This is a genomic window from Streptomyces griseocarneus, assembly GCF_014655595.1.
GTDB classification, from domain to species: domain Bacteria; phylum Actinomycetota; class Actinomycetes; order Streptomycetales; family Streptomycetaceae; genus Streptomyces; species Streptomyces griseocarneus.
Window position 1 is genome coordinate 430,067 of record NZ_BNBL01000002.1, and the last position, 18,977, is coordinate 449,043.

Annotated in this window: 14 protein-coding genes; 9 read left to right on the top strand and 5 right to left on the bottom strand. The window is 71.8% G+C overall.

Annotated elements, in window-relative coordinates; translation table 11 throughout:
- Positions 1-4: 4 nt before the first annotated feature.
- Entirely contained in the window at positions 5-1,978 is a 1,974-nt protein-coding gene (locus IE295_RS07765) for a transglycosylase domain-containing protein (protein WP_190062761.1), read from the bottom strand.
- Between the two features lie 194 nt (positions 1,979-2,172).
- Entirely contained in the window at positions 2,173-4,203 is a 2,031-nt protein-coding gene (locus tag IE295_RS07770) for a M6 family metalloprotease domain-containing protein (RefSeq protein WP_190062762.1), read from the bottom strand.
- A gap of 304 nt (positions 4,204-4,507) precedes the next feature.
- Between IE295_RS07770 and qcrB the strand changes: the two genes are divergently transcribed.
- From qcrB to IE295_RS07790, 4 genes are all read left to right on the top strand, one after another.
- Entirely contained in the window at positions 4,508-6,187 is a 1,680-nt protein-coding gene (gene qcrB / locus IE295_RS07775; RefSeq protein ID WP_190062763.1) for a cytochrome bc1 complex cytochrome b subunit, read from the top strand.
- A 30-nt stretch (positions 6,188-6,217) separates the two neighbouring features.
- On the top strand, positions 6,218-6,526 hold the full coding sequence (locus IE295_RS07780) for a hypothetical protein (protein WP_190062764.1): 309 nt from the start codon (positions 6,218-6,220) through the stop codon (positions 6,524-6,526).
- A 113-nt stretch (positions 6,527-6,639) separates the two neighbouring features.
- Positions 6,640-7,746 (top strand): PP2C family protein-serine/threonine phosphatase, encoded by a 1,107-nt coding sequence (locus IE295_RS07785; protein ID WP_224323524.1) that lies wholly within the window; start codon positions 6,640-6,642, stop codon positions 7,744-7,746.
- Positions 7,747-7,841: 95 nt separating this feature from the next.
- Positions 7,842-8,774, top strand: a complete 933-nt coding sequence (locus tag IE295_RS07790; RefSeq protein WP_224323525.1) for a MurR/RpiR family transcriptional regulator — start codon at positions 7,842-7,844, stop codon at positions 8,772-8,774.
- 303 nt (positions 8,775-9,077) lie between these two features.
- Here IE295_RS07790 and IE295_RS07795 read toward each other — a convergent pair whose 3' ends face one another.
- Positions 9,078-9,260 carry a hypothetical protein gene (locus IE295_RS07795; RefSeq protein ID WP_190062766.1) on the bottom strand — a complete coding sequence of 61 codons (183 nt, stop codon included), beginning with the start codon at positions 9,258-9,260 and terminating at the stop codon, positions 9,078-9,080.
- A 283-nt stretch (positions 9,261-9,543) separates the two neighbouring features.
- On the opposite strand from IE295_RS07795, the gene IE295_RS07800 reads away from it, so the two are divergent.
- Together IE295_RS07800 and IE295_RS07805 are read left to right on the top strand one after the other, a co-directional pair.
- Positions 9,544-11,601: a phosphocholine-specific phospholipase C gene (locus IE295_RS07800; RefSeq protein WP_190062767.1), complete on the top strand. Its 2,058-nt coding sequence runs from the start codon at positions 9,544-9,546 to the stop codon at positions 11,599-11,601.
- A 283-nt stretch (positions 11,602-11,884) separates the two neighbouring features.
- A complete protein-coding gene (locus tag IE295_RS07805; protein WP_190062768.1) occupies positions 11,885-13,111 on the top strand; it encodes a S8 family peptidase in 1,227 nt (408 codons plus the stop codon).
- 246 nt (positions 13,112-13,357) lie between these two features.
- On the opposite strand, the gene IE295_RS07810 is transcribed toward IE295_RS07805, so the two are convergent.
- Positions 13,358-14,191, bottom strand: a complete 834-nt coding sequence (locus IE295_RS07810) for a class I SAM-dependent methyltransferase (RefSeq protein ID WP_190062769.1) — start codon at positions 14,189-14,191, stop codon at positions 13,358-13,360.
- Between the two features lie 128 nt (positions 14,192-14,319).
- Here IE295_RS07810 and IE295_RS07815 point away from each other — a divergent pair, with 128 nt between their 5' ends.
- The 3 genes from IE295_RS07815 (at position 14,320) to IE295_RS07825 (ending at position 18,198) form a co-directional block, all read left to right on the top strand.
- Positions 14,320-14,886, top strand: coding sequence for a helix-turn-helix domain-containing protein (locus IE295_RS07815; protein ID WP_190062770.1), 567 nt, complete (start codon positions 14,320-14,322; stop codon positions 14,884-14,886).
- A 125-nt stretch (positions 14,887-15,011) separates the two neighbouring features.
- The gene (locus IE295_RS07820) at positions 15,012-17,438 is read left to right on the top strand and encodes a SpoIIE family protein phosphatase (RefSeq protein WP_190062771.1); all 2,427 of its coding nucleotides are present in this window, start codon (positions 15,012-15,014) and stop codon (positions 17,436-17,438) included.
- 82 nt (positions 17,439-17,520) lie between these two features.
- Positions 17,521-18,198: an AIM24 family protein gene (locus IE295_RS07825; RefSeq protein WP_190062772.1), complete on the top strand. Its 678-nt coding sequence runs from the start codon at positions 17,521-17,523 to the stop codon at positions 18,196-18,198.
- A 62-nt stretch (positions 18,199-18,260) separates the two neighbouring features.
- Here IE295_RS07825 and IE295_RS07830 read toward each other — a convergent pair whose 3' ends face one another.
- Positions 18,261-18,599, bottom strand: coding sequence for a hypothetical protein (locus IE295_RS07830; protein ID WP_190062773.1), 339 nt, complete (start codon positions 18,597-18,599; stop codon positions 18,261-18,263).
- Between the last annotated feature and the right edge of the window lie 378 nt (positions 18,600-18,977).

Here is an 18,977-nt window from a genome sequence, read left to right on the forward strand (position 1 = left end):
CGGGTCACCGGGCGCCCGTGTAGTCCGCCCAGATGCGGGCGGGGAAGGCGTTGCCGCGTTGTGTCGAGTCGCCGCCCACGTCCGACATGGGCAGCAGCCGAGGCTCGTCCGGCAAGGTGCGGAACATCGTCACGGCGGTGGAGAGCTTGTCGGTGGAGCCCACGAACCACGCCGACCTCAGCCGGTCCTGGTCGCCCGTCCGGCCGGCCGCGAAGGGCCCGATCCGTTCGGCGGTGTCGGCGTCCATGTCGGCCACGCTCTTGGACCCGGCGTCGCGCAGGGCGTCCGAGACCTTGTCCGCCACGTCCTTCTCCAGCGCCTGCCGGGGCTTCGCCCTGCTCTCGAAGCCGCCGATGGACGTGCCGTCCTTGAGGAGCTTGGTCACGGAGTAGGGGTCGTTCTGCAGGCCGTGGTTGGCGAAGGTGCCGTACGCGCCCGCCATGCGGATCGCGCTGGGCGTCGAGGTGCCGATGGGGAAGGTCTGCTCCAGCTCGGCCAGGCTCTCCTTGAGCAGGCCGGTGTTCATGGCGGTCTCCCGCACTTTTTCCAGGCCGACGTCCCGGCCCAGCTGGACGTACGTGGCGTTCCCGCCGGTCGTCAGGGCCTGGCGCAGCGTGGGGTGGGACTCGTCGGGCCCGGCTCCGTCGGAGGCGACGCGCAGCCCGCCGTCGTCGCCGTAGTAGGTGTCGGGCGACACGTCCTGCCGCCCGCCGTCCCCGCCGCGGGGGAGCGCTCCGTGCTCGAGGGCGGAGGCCAGCACGAAGGGCTTGAAGGCGGAACCCACCGGCACGCCGAAGGTGTCGGCGTTGTTCGTGAAGTGCTTCGTGGCGTCGGGGCCGCCGTAGAGGGCGAGGATCGCCCCGTCGGAGGGACGCACCGAGGCGGCCCCGACCTGGACGCCCTTGTCGGCGTCGCGCTTGCCGGGGTCGATGTTCTCGCGCAGCACGCCCTCCACCGCCGTGCTCAGCTGCCGCATGCGGTTCTTGTCGAACGTCGTGTGGATCTTGTAGCCGCCGCGGGCGAGCTCCTGGTCGGTGAGCAGGGTGCGCTGCTTGATGTACTTGTTGGCGACGTCGACGAGATATCCGGTCTGGCCGCCCAGGTTGGTGGACGTGGACTGCTTGCGCGGCTCGGGGAACGTCCGGTATTTGTCCCGGTCCGCCCGGGACATCAGGCCCGCCTTGACCTGCCGGTCGAGAATCCACTTCCAGCGGTCCACCGCCCGCGCGTGGTTGCCCGAGCCGGTCGAGGGGTCGTAGAGCTCGGCGCCCTTGAGGAGGGCGGCGAGCATGGCGCCCTGGCTGGGGTCGAGGTTTTTGGCCGGAATGCCGTAGTAGGCCTGCGCCGCCGCTTCGATTCCGTAGGCGCCGCGCCCGAACCAGCTGGTGTTGAGATACCCCTGCAGGATCTCCTGCTTGCTCTTCGTCCGGTCGACCTTCAGCGAGATGACGAATTCCTTCACCTTCCGGGAGACGGTCTGCTCCTGGGAGAGGTAGGTGTTCTTCACGTACTGCTGCGTGATGGTCGAGCCGCCCTGGGTCTCCTCGCCCTTGACCGCGCTGGCGCCGGCCCGGACGATGCCCTGGAACGAGACGCCGGAATCCCGGTAGAAGCTCTCGTTCTCGGCGGCTATCACCGCGTTCTGGACGGACTCCGGCACGTCCGACAAGCGGACGATATTGCGGTTGAGCGCTCCCAGGCTCACCATCTGGGTGCCGTCCGACCAGTAATAGGTGTTGGCCTCCTGGCGGGCCGCCGCGTTCTCGTCGGGGATGTCGAACGCCGAATACGCCCATGCGAACAGGCCGGTCAGGACTCCCACGCAGAGCGCGAACGCGCACAGCACCTGCCGCCAGGACGGAAGCCAGCGCCGCACTCCGCCTTTGCCGCGGCGCGGGTAGTCGATGAACCGCTTGCCGGTCGTCGCGTCCTTCGCGCGGTGCCGGCGGGGGCGTGGCGTGTTCCGGTGTTTGCTCAAGTGTCAGTCGCTCCTCGACGAGGGGGCACGCGGGAAATCGGTGACCACCGACTGAGACGATCTTGAGCGGGGTTCCGGTTGGCCGGTTTAGATGATCATTGTGTGACAGCTTCGGTCCGCGTCGGGCCCCGGCCGTGCGCCGGGCCCCCGGCCGGCGCACGGCCGGGGGCGCGGCTCGCCGGGTGTCCCGTCCGTCACCTCCCCGAGGCGGTCAGGGAGCAGGTGGCCTTGGCGGTCCGGCCCGGGTCGCTCTCCGAGCGCGCGGTGAGCGTGACCTTGCCGGCGCGGTCGGCCCCCGCCTTCGCGCTCACGGCGACGTCGACCGGGACCGAGGTGCCGGCGGCCGCGGTGGTGAGGCGGTTGGGCAGCCAGGCCGACCAGCCGCGCCCGGAGGCCTCGGCCGACAGGCGGTAGACGTCGGAGGAGGCGAGCGTGCCGCCCCCAGGGGCGGGCTTGCCGGTGTTGGCGAGCGCGAAGGTGCACAGGGCGCGGCCGTCGGCGGGCTTGCCCTTCGCCGAGCCCGGGCGGAGGGCGACCCCGCGCTCCTGCGGTCCCGCGCCGTCCAGCGACTTGACGCCGATGTCGTAGGAGAGGACGCCGGAGGCGTCGCGGCGCACGTTGAGCACGTAGAAGCGCAGCCGGTTGGCCTCGTCGACGTACTCGTAGGAGCTGCCGGAGTCGGCCCCGGCGTGGAAGAGCGCGTCGCTGAGCTGGCGGTAGTCACCCATGGTGATCTTCTGCTGGGTGCCGTCGGGGCGGGTGAAGTCCACCAGGCCGATGTCCTCCGGGTGCGCGTCGATCACCCAGGCGAACGGGGCCCGGTCGGCGTTCTTGGTCTTGCTCAGCAGGACCCCGTGGTCGGGGGTGAAGGAGTCCATGCCCATGCGGTCGACGACCTCGAGGGTGTAGTTGTCGTAGCCGCCGCCGTCGCACAGGGGGTCGGTGGCGCGGTCGCAGGCGGGGGACAGGTCGCGGCCCATGCTGATGTTGACGCCGGTGAGGCCCTTGTCGCCGGGCGGCGCGGAGCGGGCGGTGACGCGGGCGACGACGAGGCCGGAGTTCTTGAGGGCGTCGCGGTCGAGCCGCAGCACGTTCCTGTCGTCGACGATGCCCAGCTTCATCTTGTCCCGCAGGACGTGCTGGGCGCCCATGGAGCCGCCGGCCGCGGCGGGGATCCGCCAGCGGGTGTGGGGGCCTCCGGGGCCGTTGAACGAGCCGCGCGAGAGCATGCCCCAGATGCCGGTGTAGGCGCGGCTGAGGGGGGTGCCGTAGGGGTTGTTGTAGTTGTCCCCGATGCCCAGGATGTGGCTGAGCTCGTGGGCGAACGTGGCCATGCCGGAGCTCTCGGCCTGGGTGGACGAGCCGTTCGCGGCGTTGGGCCAGATGCGGGCGGCCGCCTGCCAGGAGGTCCAGGGCACGTAGCGCGTCGCGGCGGCGTTGCCGCCGGAGGGGATGGGGGAGGGCGGCCCCCACGCGGCCGGTACGTCCTGCGGGGAGGCGAACCGCATCTGCCCGAACTCCTGCCAGGCCGAGGACTCGTCCACGCCGGCGGTGAGGTAGAAGACGAAGTCGAACTCGCCGGCCTTGCCCGCGCCCACGTCGGCGACCCACGCGCGCTTGCCGTCGGCGCGGATGTCCTTGCCGCAGGTGTCGCCGCGCGGGCAGGCGCCGGGGTTCATGCCGGGCTCGATGCCGTACTGGTACGACTTCCACGGCATGCGGTACACGCCGAAGGCCGTCAGGTCGACGCCGACGCGGCCGCCGGAGTCCTCCATCCAGTACTCGTTGATGGTGTGGCCGTGGTTGAGCGGCCCGGGCTTGTTGAGGAAGTCCCGGTAGAACCCGGGCAGTCGCTCGCGGGGCACGCCGGAGGCGGCGGGCAGCGGATTGCCGAACCGTGCGGAGCCGGCCGGCTTGCTGACCGAGAACTCCTCGTCGGGGTAGTCCAGGAGGACCAGCGCGCCCTTGAACGTACGCCGGGTGGGCTTGACGTCCGGATCGGCCCAGTCGGTGCCGGGCACCGCGCGGTACTCGGCCCAGGTCATGTCGTCCGGATTGCGCCAGTGCTGAGGGTCGATCGGCTGGACGAGGGGCGGCCGGGGCCGGGGGGCTGCGTCCGGTGCGGCCCCGGCGGGGCCGGCCGCGACGGCGGCCAGGGTGCCGAAGAGCGCGGCGAGGACGCTCGTTCGGCGTAATCGGCGGTTGCCTCTGTGGCGGATGAACAAGGCTCACCTCTTGCCCGGAGTGATCGGATGGGGACATGACAAGCAGTGCGATGGCTGTGGCCCTCGCGGTCAAGGTAGGGCGGGGAGGGGGGTGGCGCCAGAGTGCCTGCGGGACATTCCTGAGGCGGCGTGACCCCGGCCCGTCGCCGCTCCCTCACCCACCCCGACACTCTTCGCAAATCACGCATGCTGCGGCTGAAAGGGTGGAAGATGGGCCACGGCGTCAGAAATGGCTGTATTCGCTAATTCGCTAAGAAGGGTCAGGCAGGTAGATGCCGCCCATCAGGGTCCGGGAGCGCAGCGCATGACCAACACCCCACACACCACTGCGGCCGGACGGGGTTCCACCGCCCAGGCGTCGAGGGGGGAGAGGCTCGCGACCTGGGCCGACGGCCGCGTGGGCCTCTTCTCGCTCGCCAAGTCGAACCTGCGCAAGATCTTTCCCGACCACTGGTCGTTCATGCTGGGAGAGGTCGCCCTCTACTCGTTCCTCATCATCATCCTGACCGGTGTCTACCTGACGCTGTTCTTCAAGCCCAGCATGGACGAGGTCGTCTATGACGGCTCGTACACCCCGCTGACCGGCATCATGATGTCCCAGGCGTACAAGTCGACGCTCGACATCAGCTTCGACGTCCGGGGCGGCCTGCTCCTGCGGCAGTTGCACCACTGGGCGGCGCTCGTCTTCATCATGGCGATGCTGGTGCACATGATGCGCGTCTTCTTCACCGGCGCGTTCCGCAAGCCCCGCGAGCTCAACTGGCTCATCGGAGCGGGCCTGTTGATCCTGGGCATGTTCGACGGCTTCATGGGCTACTCGCTCCCCGACGACCTGCTCTCCGGCACCGGCATCCGGTTCATGGAGGGCGCGATCCTCTCCCTGCCGATCGTGGGCACCTATCTGGTGTTCTTCATCTTCGGCGGCCAATTCCCCGGCACCATCTGGGTGCCGCGCATGTTCACCGTCCATGTGCTGCTGATTCCCGGCATCATGCTGGGCCTGCTGGTCGCCCACCTGATCCTGGTCTTCTTCCACAAGCACACCCAGGGCTACGGCCCGGGCAGGAACAACAAGAACGTCGTCGGCATGCCCCTGATGCCGGTCTACATGGCCAAGGCGGGGGGCTTCTTCTTCCTCGTCACCGGCGTGCTGGCCGTCTTCTCCGCCATCGCGCAGGTCAACCCGATCTGGTCGTACGGCCCCTACCGCCCGGACCAGGTCACCACCGACGCGCAGCCCGACTGGTACATGGGCTACTCCGAGGGCCTCATCCGCGTCATGCCCGGCTGGGAGATCAATTTCCTCGGGCACACCCTGGTGCTGGGCGTGCTCATCCCGCTGATGATCTTCCCCATGATCCTGCTCGCGCTGTGGCTGTATCCCTTCTTCGAGGCCTGGCTCACCGGCGACCGGCGCGAGCACCACATCACCGAGCGGCCCCGCAACAACCCCAACCGCACCGCCTTCGGCGCGGCCTGGATCGCGGAGTACGCGCTCCTTCTCGTCGGAGGCGGCAACGACCTCTTCGCCACGCACTTCCAGCTCTCCCTGAACGCCATCACCTGGACCGTGCGAATCGGCTTCTTCGTGCTGCCCGTCCTCGTCTTCGTCATCACCAAGAGGTGGTGCCTGGGGCTGCAACGCCGGGACCACGACAAGGTGTTGCACGGGCGCGAGTCGGGCATCATCGTGCGCAAGCCCCACGGCGAGTACGTGGAGGTCCACGAGCCGCTGACGCAGTCGAGCCTGTACTCGCTGACCGCGCACGAGCAGTACCGGCCCCTCGAGCTTCCGCCCGAGGTGGACGAGAACGGCATCCGCCGCAGCATCAGCTGGTCGGAACGGGTCCGTGCCCGCCTGTCCAGGGCCTACTTCGGCGAGGGCGGCCAGATCCCGAAGCCCACGCCGACGGAGTACAAGGAGATCATCGCGGCCCACGGGCACCACGCCGAGCACGAGCCGGTCTCCGAGCGCAGCCACTGACCCGCGAGCCACTCCCGAGGGCGGTGATCCGTGAGACGTCTGCCAGGTGCCGGCCTGCTCCCGCCGGTGTTCGGGCGGCGCCGGCCCTATCCGTACGGACTGCTGGTGCCGGTGGCCAACGTCGCGACGCGGACCGCGGCCGACGAGATCCGCCGGTTCCTCGGCGCCTGGCGGATCCGCTCCACGGTCGCCCCCTACGCCCCCCGGCGGCGGGGGCGCGCCCGCGCCCCCTGGACGCTGCAGGTGCTGGTCTTCGCCGACGACGCGGGGCGGGCCAGACGCCTGGTCAACGACTGGACCCTGCCGGCCGACGCCCCCGACGGGCAGCCGGGGCCCTGAGCCCGGCCGGATCCCCGGGTCCGGCGGGACTTCCGGCACCGGCGGGCGGCACGGCGGGGCCGGTCGGACGCGCCGGAGGGGCAGTGGGCGCGCGGGGGCGGTAAGCAGGAGGGGTGAGCCTTCGCTACGGTCCCCCTCGCCCCCGCGGGGTGGAGCGCTACCGCCCCGCCCTGATCGCGGTGCCGCTCGGGCTCATCCTGGTGATCGTGGTGCTCGACCTGGTGACCGGCCCGGACATCCACCTGGGGCCGCTGCTCGTGGCGGCGCCGGCGCTCACCGCGGCGTTCGCCGGCCCCCGGCTGACCGCCTTCATCGGGGCGCTCGCCATCCTCGCCCAGATCATGCTCAGCATCGTCTTCGGCCGCCTGGGGGTGCCGGACAACCAGGCGCAGACCGTCGCCCTCTTCCTGGCGACCCTCTTCATCGTGGTCTTCCGCGTCGTCCACGCCCGGCACGAGCAGGCCCTCGACCAGGTGCGGTCGGTGGCGGACGTCGCCCAGAAGGTCCTGCTCAGGCCGCTTCCCCCGCGCATCGGCCCGCTGACCATCGCCTCGGTGTACGTCGCCGCGGAGGCGGAGGCGCAGATCGGCGGGGACCTCTACGCGGCCGTGCGCGCCCGGGAGGGAACCCGCGTCCTGATCGGCGACGTGCGCGGCAAGGGGCTGACGGCCGTCGGCGACGCCGCCCTGCTGCTGGGGGCCTTCCGCGCTGCCGCACACCGCTTCCCGCCCTTCCCCCGGCTCGTCGCCCACCTGCAGAACACCGTCTACTGGGACCTGGAGGGCCTCGTCGACGACGCGGCGGCGGGGGAGAGCTTCGTGACCGCCCTGGCCCTGGAGATCCCGGACGACGAGCCCTCGGTCCGTCTGATCAACTGCGGGCATCCGCCGCCCCTGCGCCTGCGCGGCGGCGAGGTCGTCCCGCTGACGGTGCGGGAGATCGCGCTGCCGCTGGGCCTGGCCGGCGACATCACGGAGAGCGCGTACCAGGCGGAGACCTTCTCCTACCGGGAGGACGACCTGCTCCTGCTGTACACGGACGGCGTCATCGAGGCCCGCGACTCCCGGGGCGTCTTCTACCCCCTGGCCGAACGCCTCGCCGCGTGGCAGGAGACCGAGCCCCAGCGGCTCGTGGACCGCGTCCACACGGACCTGCTGGCGTACACGAACGGCGCGCTCGACGACGACGTCGCGCTGGTCGCCATCAAGCGCCGGCCGTGACCGCCCGCCGTGACCGCCGTCCGTGACCGCCGGCCGGCGGGCCGCCGCGGCGGGTGGGCTATGTTGATCGGGAAATGCGGGAAGGGGGCACACCGGTGCCATCAGGGCAGCAGCGGGCGCGGGCGCGGGCGTCCGCGATCACACCGGGAAAGCGGCGGTCCACGGAGATCGAGCCGCTCCCCGCGGACAAGGTCCGCGCCCTTCTCGGCGGCCACCGGCTGTCCCCCGCGCAGCGGCGCATCGCGCAGTACATCACCGACCACCTCACCGAGGCCGCCTTCCTGTCGATCACCGATCTCGCGGAGCGCGTGGGGGTCAGCCAGCCGTCGGTGACCCGTTTCGCGACCTCGCTGGGCTTCACGGGCTATCCCGCGCTCCGGGAGGCGCTGCAGCCCATCGCGCTGAGCGCGGTCGCCGGCGCCCCGGAGGGCGCCGCGCAGGAGGACCGCCGCAACGAGCTCCAGGCGGCCGTCGACGCCGAGATCGCGAACCTCGAGAGCCTGCGCCGCGTCCTCGCCGACCCCGACCAGGTCCTCGGCATCGGCCGCGAGCTGGCCAGATCGGTCCCGCTGACGGTCCTGGGCCTGCGGATCTCGGTCTCGCTCGCGGAGTACTTCGCGTATGCGGCGAAACGGATCCATCCGGACGTACGCCTGGTCTCCCGGGGCGGCAGCGTGGCCTACGACGCGCTGCTGCAGTCGCGCGAGGCGGGCGGGACGTGGGTGCTGGCGTTCGCCATGCCCCGGCACTCCAAGGAGACCCTGGCCGCCATGCGGGCCGCGCGCAGCACCGGGCTGCGCGTCGCGCTGATCACGGACGTGACGCTCGGGCCGCTGGTGGAGGAGGCCGACGTGGCGTTCACGGCCGGGACCGGCTCGCGCCTGGTCTTCGACTCGTACGCGGCGCCAGGCGTCGTGTCCGCGGCGATCCTCCAGGCCATGGCCGACGCCGACCCCGAGCGCACGCAGCTGCGGCTCGAGAAGTACGAGCAGGCGGCGGAGCAGCACGACTTCTTCCTGGGCCCCTGAGGGCGCTCCGGGCGGCTCGCGGGCCTGCCCGGTTCCGGAGATTTTCATGCCTCGGATCGAATGAAATTTTTCATGCTCTTGCATACTCGGCAGTAAATATATTTACTGCATGTGGCGCCTGGGCCTGATGGGCTGAACCGGAATTGAGCGCTCGCGACGGCGAGCCCCGGTGCCGAGTGGCGAACGCCATGGGACGACCACCCTCCTCGTCGTCCCGGCGGTGTTCTCTTCGGGTCGTCCGCTCCCCTCGGACACCCCCGGCGGCCCCGGTCTACCCCTGGACCGGGACCGCCGGTTGCCACGTCAGCGGGCGCCGCGGCCCTCCCGGGGTGCGGTCATCCCCTCGGGGGCCTCGTCCGCCGCCGGGGACTCCGCGTCGCGCCACTCCTGGGTGTGCGTCGGTCGTCCCGACCGCATCAGCTCCGCCACCTCCCTCTTGAGCTCGTCGTCCCGCTTGGCTCCGTGCTTGCTGTTCGCGCGCTCCATCGAACCTCCTCGTGCGACGCACCCCCGCAGGCCTGTGGAGACGGGGGTGAGCACCCGAGTGCCCTCCCTTCCGCCGCCCAAACCGGCGGCGGGCCCAATTCCGTGCCGGCGTCACGTCGCGTGCGCCGCCGCACCGGGGAGTGCTGTTCGTCACGACGACCGTGTTCCTTCACGCGGACGACACCACCCCTTCCCCGGCACTCGCTCCTCTTGGAACGCTTGCCTGGCGCTACGCCAGACACGTTCGGTCCCCGTCCCCAGACTCCAAGAGGTCTCCAGACTCATGGTTGAACTCAACCGCCGGCGCTTCCTCCAGATCGCCGGAGCGACCGCGGGCTTCGCGGCCCTGTCGAGCAGCATCGAGCGCGCGGCGGCCATCCCCGCCCGGCGCCGCTCCGGCGGCATCGAGGACGTCGAGCACATCGTCGTCCTGATGCAGGAGAACCGTTCTTTCGACCACTACTTCGGCTCACTCAAGGGCGTCCGCGGATTCGGCGACCCGCGCCCGGTGACCCTGGGCAGCGGCAAGCCGGTCTGGTACCAGTCGGACGGCGCCAGGGACGTGCTGCCCTACCGCCCCGACGCCGAGGACCTCGGCATGCGGTTCATCGCCGGCCTCAACCACGACTGGGCCGGTGGGCACAAGGCCTGGAACCAGGGCAAGTACGACAGATGGATCCCCGCCAAGTCGGCCGGCACGATGGCCCACCTGACGCGCGAGGACATCCCCTTCCACTACGCGCTGGCCGACGCGTTCACCGTCTGCGACGCGTACCACTGCTCCTTCATCGGCGCCACCGACCCCAACCGCTACTACCTGTGGACCGGCCACACCGGCAACGACGGCAAGGGCGGCGGCCCCGTGCTGGGCAACGAGGAGGCCGGGTACGACTGGACCACGTACCCGGAGCGGCTGGAGAAGGCCGGCATCTCGTGGAAGATCTACCAGGACGAGGGCGACGGCCTGGACCAGGCCGGCTCCTGGGGCTGGATCAAGGACGCCTACCGCGGTAACTACGGCGACAACTCCCTGCTCTACTTCAACAACTTCCGCAACGCCAAGCCCGGCGACCCCCTCCACGACAAGGCCCGCACGGGCACGAACGTCAAGAAGGGCGGCGGCTACTTCGACCTCCTCAAGGCCGACGTCAAGGCCGGCCGGCTCCCGCAGATCTCCTGGATCGCCGCCCCCGAGGCCTTCTCCGAGCACCCCAACTGGCCGGTGAACTACGGGGCCTGGTACATCTCCCAGGTCCTGGACGCCCTCACCGCCGACCCCGAGGTGTGGAGCAGGACCGCCCTGTTCATCACCTACGACGAGAACGACGGCTACTTCGACCACGTGCCGCCGCCCTTCCCGCCGGCCTCCGCCGCACAGGGCCTGTCCACCGTCGACACCGCCCTCGACGTCTTCGGCGGCAACGGCCACTACTCCGCGGGCCCCTACGGGCTCGGCCAGCGCGTCCCGATGATCGTGGTCTCGCCCTGGAGCACCGGCGGCTTCGTCTGTTCCGAGGTGTTCGACCACACCTCCGTCATCCGGTTCATGGAGCGCCGCTTCGGCGTGCGCGAGCCCAACATCTCGCCCTGGCGGCGCGCCGTCTGCGGCGACCTCACCTCGGCGTTCGACTTCAGCCTGCGCCGTCCGGAGCCCGCCGAGCTGCCGGACACCGCCGCCTACGAGCCCAAGGACCGCGAGCGCCACCCGGACTACGTGCCGAAGCCGCCCGCCAGCCCCTCCCTCCCCAAGCAGGAGAAGGGCGCCAAGCCCACCCGGCCGCTGTGCTACGCGCCGCTGGCCGACGGCGCGGCGACGCCGCGGACCGGGCGCTTCGCGCTCACGTTCAGCGGCGGCGAGCGGGCCGGCGCCTGCTTCACCGTCACCTCCGCCAACCGTACGGACGGCCCGTGGACGTACACCACCGAGGCAGGCAAGAAGATCTCGGACACCTGGAACGCGGCGTACTCCAAGGGGCGGTACGACCTCTCGGTGTACGGCCCGAACGGCTTCCTGCGCGTCTTCAGGGGGACCGCTGACGCGGTCGGCCCGGAGGTGACGGCCCGTCACAAGGGTGCGAGCGGCCGCCTCGAGCTGACCATGACGAACGCGGGAAGCGCCGCCTGCCATCTGACGGTCACCGACGCGTACGGCGCGACGAAGGAGACCTTCACCGTTCCCGCGGGCGGACGCGTGGTGCGGGAGCTGGACCTGCGCCGCGGCAAGCGCTGGTACGACGTGTCGGTGGTGTCCGACGGGGACGCGACGTTCCTGCGCCGCTTCGCCGGACACGTCGAGAACGGCGAGCCGGGGGTGAGCGACCCCGCGATCCTCACGCACTGACGGGAGAGCCGCGGTCGGAGGGAGGGATTCCGGCCAGACCGGCCGGATCTCAATTCCCTTGTGGGGAACGGCGCTTGAACGCGATCGTCCGCTTTGCCGTCGTTCATTGGTGTTTGCATTTACGCAGGAGCGTTGCGTATGTCACACCTCTGGACGGGAGTTGAATTGAGCGCGTCAAGACTGACAGGGTTTTGAACACCCGGAGCGGACTCCTTCGCTCCGGGTGCGTTGTGCGACAACGCGCAATTCCCCCCCCACAACCTCGCGAGGAGGAAACCTCCTTATGCCGACTCACCAGCGCACCGGCAACCGGCGGATCGTACTGGCCATTTCCGCCGTGACGGCCGTCGCCGCCGGAGCCACTCTGCTGGCCCTGCCCGCCGGTGCCGCGGCGCCCGCCGAAGGAACCGTTTACGGTGCCGACGCCAAGGGCGCCATCGATGGCAGCTACATCGTCCTGCTGAAGGACGGCAAGAAGGGCGCCGCCCCTTCCATATCCACGCAGGGAAAGGACCTCGCAGAACGCTACGGCGGCAAGCTGAACCGCACGTACAGCTCCGCCCTCAACGGATTCTCCGCCAGCGGTCTCGACCGTGACGAGGCCAAGCGGCTCGCCGCCGACCCGGCCGTGGACAAGGTCGTCCAGAACCACCGGTTCAGCATCAACGCCAGCCAGGAGGCCCCACCCTCCTGGGGGCTGGACCGCATCGACCAGGCCGAGACCAAGGGCGACGGGAAGTACACCTACCCCGACGGCGCCGGAGAGGGCGTCACCGCGTACGTCATCGACACCGGTGTGCGCATCAGCCACAAGGACTTCGGCGGCCGCGCCGTGTACGGCTTCAACGCCGTCGACAACAACGACAAGGCCGAGGACGGCAACGGCCACGGCACCCACGTGGCCGGCACCATCGCCGGCGCGGCGCACGGCGTGGCCAAGAAGGCCAAGATCGTGGCCGTCCGGGTCCTGGACGCCCAGGGTTCGGGCACCACCGAGCAGGTCGTCGCCGGCATCGACTGGGTCACGAAGAACCACAAGGGCCCCTCCGTCGCCAACATGAGCCTCGGCGGCGGGGCGGACGAGGCGCTCGACGCGGCCGTGCAGAAGGCCATCGCCTCGGGCGTCACCTTCGCCGTCGCGGCGGGCAACGAGTCCACCGACGCCGGCAAGGGCTCCCCGGCCCGGGTGAAGGAGGCGATCACCGTCGCCTCCACCACCAAGGACGACCAGCAGTCGGACTTCTCCAACTACGGCGCCGTCGTCGACCTCTACGCTCCCGGCTCGGACATCACCTCCGACTGGAACGACGGCGACTCCGGCACCAAGACCATCTCCGGTACGTCCATGGCCACCCCGCACGTCACGGGTGCCGCCGCGGTCTACCTCGGCGGTCACAAGGACGCCACCCCGGAGCAGGTCGCGGGCGCGCTGACGCAGGGCGCCACCGACGGCAAGGTGTCGAACCCGGGCGCGGGTACGCCCAACAAGCTGCTCAAGGTCGTGCCGTAGGCGCCAGGCGCAGCGATCAGGCCGGCCGCCGGCCCCGCTTCGGCGGGGACCGGCGGCCGGTCGCGTGCCCGGGGGCGCGGCGCCGGGATCCGGCCGGCGTCCCGCCGAACGCGCGCGGCGCTCGCCAAGGGCCCGGGCCTGTTCCGCGGCCCGGGCCGCCCGCCCCTGGACGCACAGCTGAGGGTCCTGGTCCGCGCCCTGCGGTGACGGACACCGCGCCGGGTGACCCTCCCGGCGGCGGCGCGGTCAGTGCCCCGGGCGCCGGCCGAAGTGCACGGTCTTCGCGGTCAGCAGGAACAGGTCCGCACGCCGGTCGACGCCCTCCGGGGCGGCCGGGTCGAGGAGCCGGTCCAGCGTCGTCAGGTCCTCGGCGTCCAGGAACTCGCCCAGCCCCGTGCGCTGCCGCTCCAGCGACCGGCGTACGAACCGCCGGTGCTCCTCGGCCAGCGGCGCGGGGCGGTCCACCAGGAAGGTCCTGCTCCGCACGTCGGTGAGGCCCGCGGCCCGCAGCATGCCGGGCCAGTCCTCGACCACCGCCACCGAGTCCGGCAGCCCGTCCCGCATCCGGGCGAAGCGCGCGGCCATCGCCGCGTCCACCCGGGCCTCCAGCCCGGGCCGCCCGAAGCCCAGGTCGCGCGGCAGCCGGCGCTCCTGCAGGCCGCCCTCGACGATCGCCAGGACGCCGCCGGGCGCGAGCAGCCCGGCCAGCCGGTCCAGCGCCCCCTGCTGGTCGCCGACGTGATGCACCACCTGCCCCGACCACACCAGGTCGGCCGGCCCGAGACCGGCCAGCCCCGCCGGGAACTCCGCCACCCGCGTCCGCAGCCGGACGCCGAGCCGCGCGGCCCGCTCCTCGGCGCGGGCCAGCAGCTCCGGCGTCCCGTCCACCGCGGTCACCTCGGCCTGCGGGAACGCGGCCGCCAGCCGGCAGGCCGCCACGCCGGGGCCGCTGCCGACGTCCAGGATGCGGCGCGGCGTCAGGTGCCCCAGCTCCTCGAACGCCTGCCGCACGTAAGGGCTGTGCGCCTCGCCCTCGAGCTCCAGCAGGTCGGCCATCGCGGCCCAGTCGAAGTCGTTCATCACACATCTCCGTCACGTCGTCGTCGGGTTCCGGCCCGCCCGGCGCCTCCCGGCCCCGGGCCACACGCCGACCCTGCGCCCGGGGCAGGCCGGTTGACAAACCTTGTTGCCGTTTCTGCAATAAGGGGATGGAAGACGTTCTCGCCGCCGTCGGGCCGAGGCTCAGACGCATCCGCCGACAGCGGTCCTGCACCCTCGCCGCGCTCTCCGAGGCCACCGGCATCTCGGTCAGCACGCTGTCCCGGCTGGAGTCGGGGCAGCGCAAGCCGAGCCTGGAGCTCCTGCTGCCCATCGCGCACGCCCACCAGGTGCCGCTGGACGAACTGGTCGGCGCGCCCCCGGTCGGCGACCCCCGCGTGCGGCTGAGACCGCTCAAGCACGGGGACGACTGCACGGTGGTGCCGCTGACCCGGCAGCCCGGCGGGCCGCAGGCGTTCAAGATGGTCATCGGCACCGCGCGCAGCGTCCCCGAGCCGCGCACGCACGAGGGCTACGAATGGCTGTACGTGCTGAGCGGCGAGCTGCGCCTGGTGCTCGCCGAGCGCGACATCGTGCTGGGGGCGGGGGAGGCCGCCGAGTTCGACACCCGGCTGCCGCACTGGTTCGGCAGCACGGGCCGGGCGCCCGTCGAGCTCCTCAGCCTCTTCGGACCGCAGGGCGAACGCATGCACGTCCGCGCGAAGCCCGCCACGTAGGGCGCGGCCCCGCCGCCCGGGGCCGGCCGCAGCCCCGTGGACTGACAGGCGCCGAGGTCGCCCACCCCTCACTGTGGAAGGAGAACGTTCCGTCCCGACGGGTCCGGCGGAAGGAGGCCGGCGTGATGGACGACCCGACGACGCTCTTCCACGAGAGCCCGGACGACCCGTTCTCGGTCGCCAGCGCCGCCACGGCCGTGGTCGACCACCGCGGCAGGGTCGTGGGCTGGGGGCCCCGCGCCGAGGCGCTCCTCGGTCACCGGGCCGCCGACGTCATGGGCCGGCCCGCGCTCGACGCCCTGGTCGCCCCGGGCGACCGCGACCTGGTCGCACAGGCCGCCGAGGCCTGCCGGCGGACCGCCGGCTGGTTCGGCGTCGTCCCCGTCGTCCACCGCGACGGCACCCGGCTCCACCTGGGCGTACGGGCCCGCCACGTCACCCGCGAGAGCCCCCGGGAGGAGTGGTTCCTGGTCGGCTCCCCGGCCCGGGAGGTCATCCAGTGGGAGACGGACCGGTCGGTCCTGGACGGCCTGTTCCGGCGGTCGCCCATCGGCCTGGCCGTCCACGCGCCCGACCTGAGCATCCTGCGCATCAACCGCGCCATCGCCCGCATCGGCGGCGTCACCGCGGAACAGACCAGGGGCCGGCGCACCGGCGACTTCCTGGTGGACCAGGACACGCAGACCATCGAGCGCCGGCTGCGGGAGGTGCTGGAGACCGGACGGCCGATGATCTTCACCGAGCAGCCCTGCCGGCTGCGCTCCGACCCCACGCACACGCGCTTCGTCTCGGTCTCCGCCTTCCGCATGGAGGACTCGGCCGGCGACATCCTCGGCGTCACCCAGTTGGTCGAGGACGTCACCGAACGCCACCGGGCCAGACTCCGGCTGGCGCTCCTCAACGAGGCCGGGGCCCGCATCGGGACCACCCTCGACGTGGAGACCACCGCCCGCGAACTGGCCGAGGTCGTCGTGCCCGAGCTCGCCGACTGCGCCACCGTCGACCTCCTCGAACCCGTCAGCCGCGGCGAGGAGCCCTACCCCGACGGCCTCGGACCGGTCCGCAGGACCGCCATCAGATCCCTCGTCCCGGGCTCCGAGGACGCGGTCAACCCGCTCGGAGCGCTCATCCACTTCCCGCCCGGGACCCCCCAGGCCGGCTGCCTGGCCGACCAGGTGCCCATCCTCGTCCCCCACATCCGCACGACCGACGACCTCGCCGCGGTGGCGCAGGACCGCGCGGAACACGCGCGGAGCCTGGGCGTCCACTCCGCCATGATGCTCCCCCTGGCCGCGCGCGGACTCGTACTGGGCCTGGTCACCCTGTGGCGCTCCCGCAGCCCCGATCCGTTCGAGGCCGACGACCTCACCCTCGCCGGGGAGTTCGCCGCCCGCGCCGCCGTCTGCATCGACAACGCCCGCCGCTACACCCGCCAGCACCAGGCCGCGCTCACCCTGCAGTGCCGCCTGCTGCCGGCCGAGCTGCCCGACCTGCCGGCGGCGGAGGTCGCGCACCAGTACATCCCCGCGGGCGCGGCGGAGGGCGTCGGCGGTGACTGGTTCGACGTCATCCCCCTGTCCGGCGCCCGCGTCGCCCTCGTCGTCGGCGACGTCCTCGGGCACGGCATCGACGCCGCGGCCACCATGGGCCGCCTGCGCACCGCCGTCCACACCCTGGCCGAACTCGACCTCGACCCGGAGGAGGTCCTCTCCCACCTGGACGACCTCGTCCACCGGCTCGCCGCCGAACAGGAGGCCGGCACCAGCGACTTCCCGCTGGACCAGGTGACCGGGGCCAGCTGCCTGTACGTCGTCTACGACCCCGTCTCCCGCCGCTGCTCCGTGGCGCGCGCGGGCCACCCGCCCCCCGCCGTGGTGGCCCCCGGCGGACAGGTGAGCTTCCCCGACCTGCCCGCCGGGCCGCCGCTCGGACTGGGCGGACTGCCCTTCGAGGAAGCCGAGTTCGAACTCGCCGAGGGAAGCATGCTCGCCCTCTACACCAACGGCCTCATCCACACCCCCGCCCACGACGTCGACGACATGCTCGCCCGCCTGTCCGAGGAACTCGCGGGCCCCGCCCGGCCGTTGCACGAGACGGCCAAGTCCGTCGTGGAGGCGCTGCTGCCCGCGAAGCCCCCCGACGACGTCGCCCTCCTCCTCGCCCGCACCCGCGTGCTCGGGGACGACTGCGTGGCCACCTGGACCCTGCCGGCCGAAGCCGTCGCCGCCTCCCAGGCCCGCGCCATGGCCGCCGGCCGGCTCGGCGCCTGGCAGCTGGACGAACTGGTCTTCACGACCGAGCTCATCGTCAGCGAGCTGGTCACCAACGCCTACCGCTACGGCGGCGGCCCCGTCACCCTGCGGCTCATCCTCGGCTCCGCCCTCATCTGCGAGGTCTCCGACACCAGCAACACCTCCCCGCACCTGCGCCGTGCGCGCACCACCGACGAGGGCGGCCGCGGCCTGTACCTGGTGGCCCAGCTCACCGAACGCTGGGGCACCCGCTACGGGCGCGAGGGAAAGACGGTCTGGACGGAACAGCGCCTGCCCTGAGCGGCGTGCGCCCCGGCGCGGCCTCCGGCCCCGGGTGCGCGCCCGTTGCCGGAACGCCGGTTTTCAGGCGATCATGCACGTCATGCACAGCGACCTCTTCGCCCACGAGAACATGGCCAAGCCGGCCACCGCGCCCGGCATGTCCGTCCACAACGCCAAATCCATCGTCTACGCCGTCAACGGCGAGTGCTACGCCCGCCAGGGCGCCATGGTCGCCTACCGCGGCAACCTGAAGTTCGAGAAGCAGGGCCAGGGCGTGGGGAACTTCCTCAAGCGCGCCGTGACCGGCGAGGGCCTGGCGCTGATGACCGTCCAGGGCCAGGGCGAGGTGTGGTTCGCGCACGAGGCGGCCAACTGCTTCATCGTCGACATAGCCCCCGGCGACAGCCTGACCATCAACGGCCGCAACGTCCTGTGCTTCGACCCGACGCTCTCCTACGAGATCCAGACGGTCAAGGGCGCGGGCATGACCGGCGGCGGCCTGTTCAACAGCGTCTTCACCGGCCACGGCAAGCTCGGCGTGATCTGCGAGGGCAACCCCATCGTCATCCCCGTCTCCCCGCAGGCCCCGGTCTTCGTGGACACCGACGCCGTCGTCGGCTGGTCCACCGCCCTGCGCACCTCCCTGCACCGCTCGCAGAGCCTCGGCTCCATGCTGCGCGGAGGCTCCGGCGAGGCCGTCCAGCTCAAGCTGGAGGGCGAGGGCTTCGTGATCGTGCGGCCGAGCGAGGCGAAGCCGCAGAAGCAGCAGACCGGCTGAGCGCCGGACGCGCGGGGGCGCACGAGGGCGCCCGAGGGTGCGGCGGGCGTCGGCGGAAGCGGTCAGATGCTGACGCAGATGCCGTCCTCGATGGAGCGGCCGTCGCGGTCGAGGCCGCCGCACACGAGCTTGGCGTTGGCCTGCTCGTAGCCGACCTCCCAGCGGTGGGAGGCCGCGTTGACCTTGGGGGAGTGGAACTTGCCCCAGTACGAGCGCAGCGTGCCGGGCAGGCCGTCCTTGGTCTGGACGGTGATGTCCTGGACGAACCGGTTGTGATGGGCCGTCATGACGCAGATGTACTTCCCGCAGTGGGAGTGCACACCGTTCGGAGCCGCGGCCGCCGGCCCGGCGCCGGCGAAGCCGAGGGCGAGAGCGGCGAGCGCGACGACGATCTTCTTCATGACATGTCCCCTGTTCGTGCCCCGCACCCCGGTGGCACGGCGGCCCGCCCAGTAGACCGGCGACCGGCGCAGGCCGGGGGGATTTCCCGCCGACGCCGCCTGATCAGGTGACGCCCACCGCCGCCGCCTCCCGCCCGCGGCCCCCGGCCCGACGGAATTCACCGGACCGGGAGGGACGGTCTTCCGGGGAACCCGGCGCTGCCCGAGGCCGTCATGCGCTGGATGGCCGGGCACGTGGAGCCGCCGGTCATGTGATGGTTGTGTTGCAAAGGCCCGTTAGCGGGACATTCCTGGAACCTCCGGCGCCGGATCCCTCATCAGCAGGGACGGAACTGACCGTCTTGTCCTCAGGGGCAGCACCAGCCGGAGCAATACGAT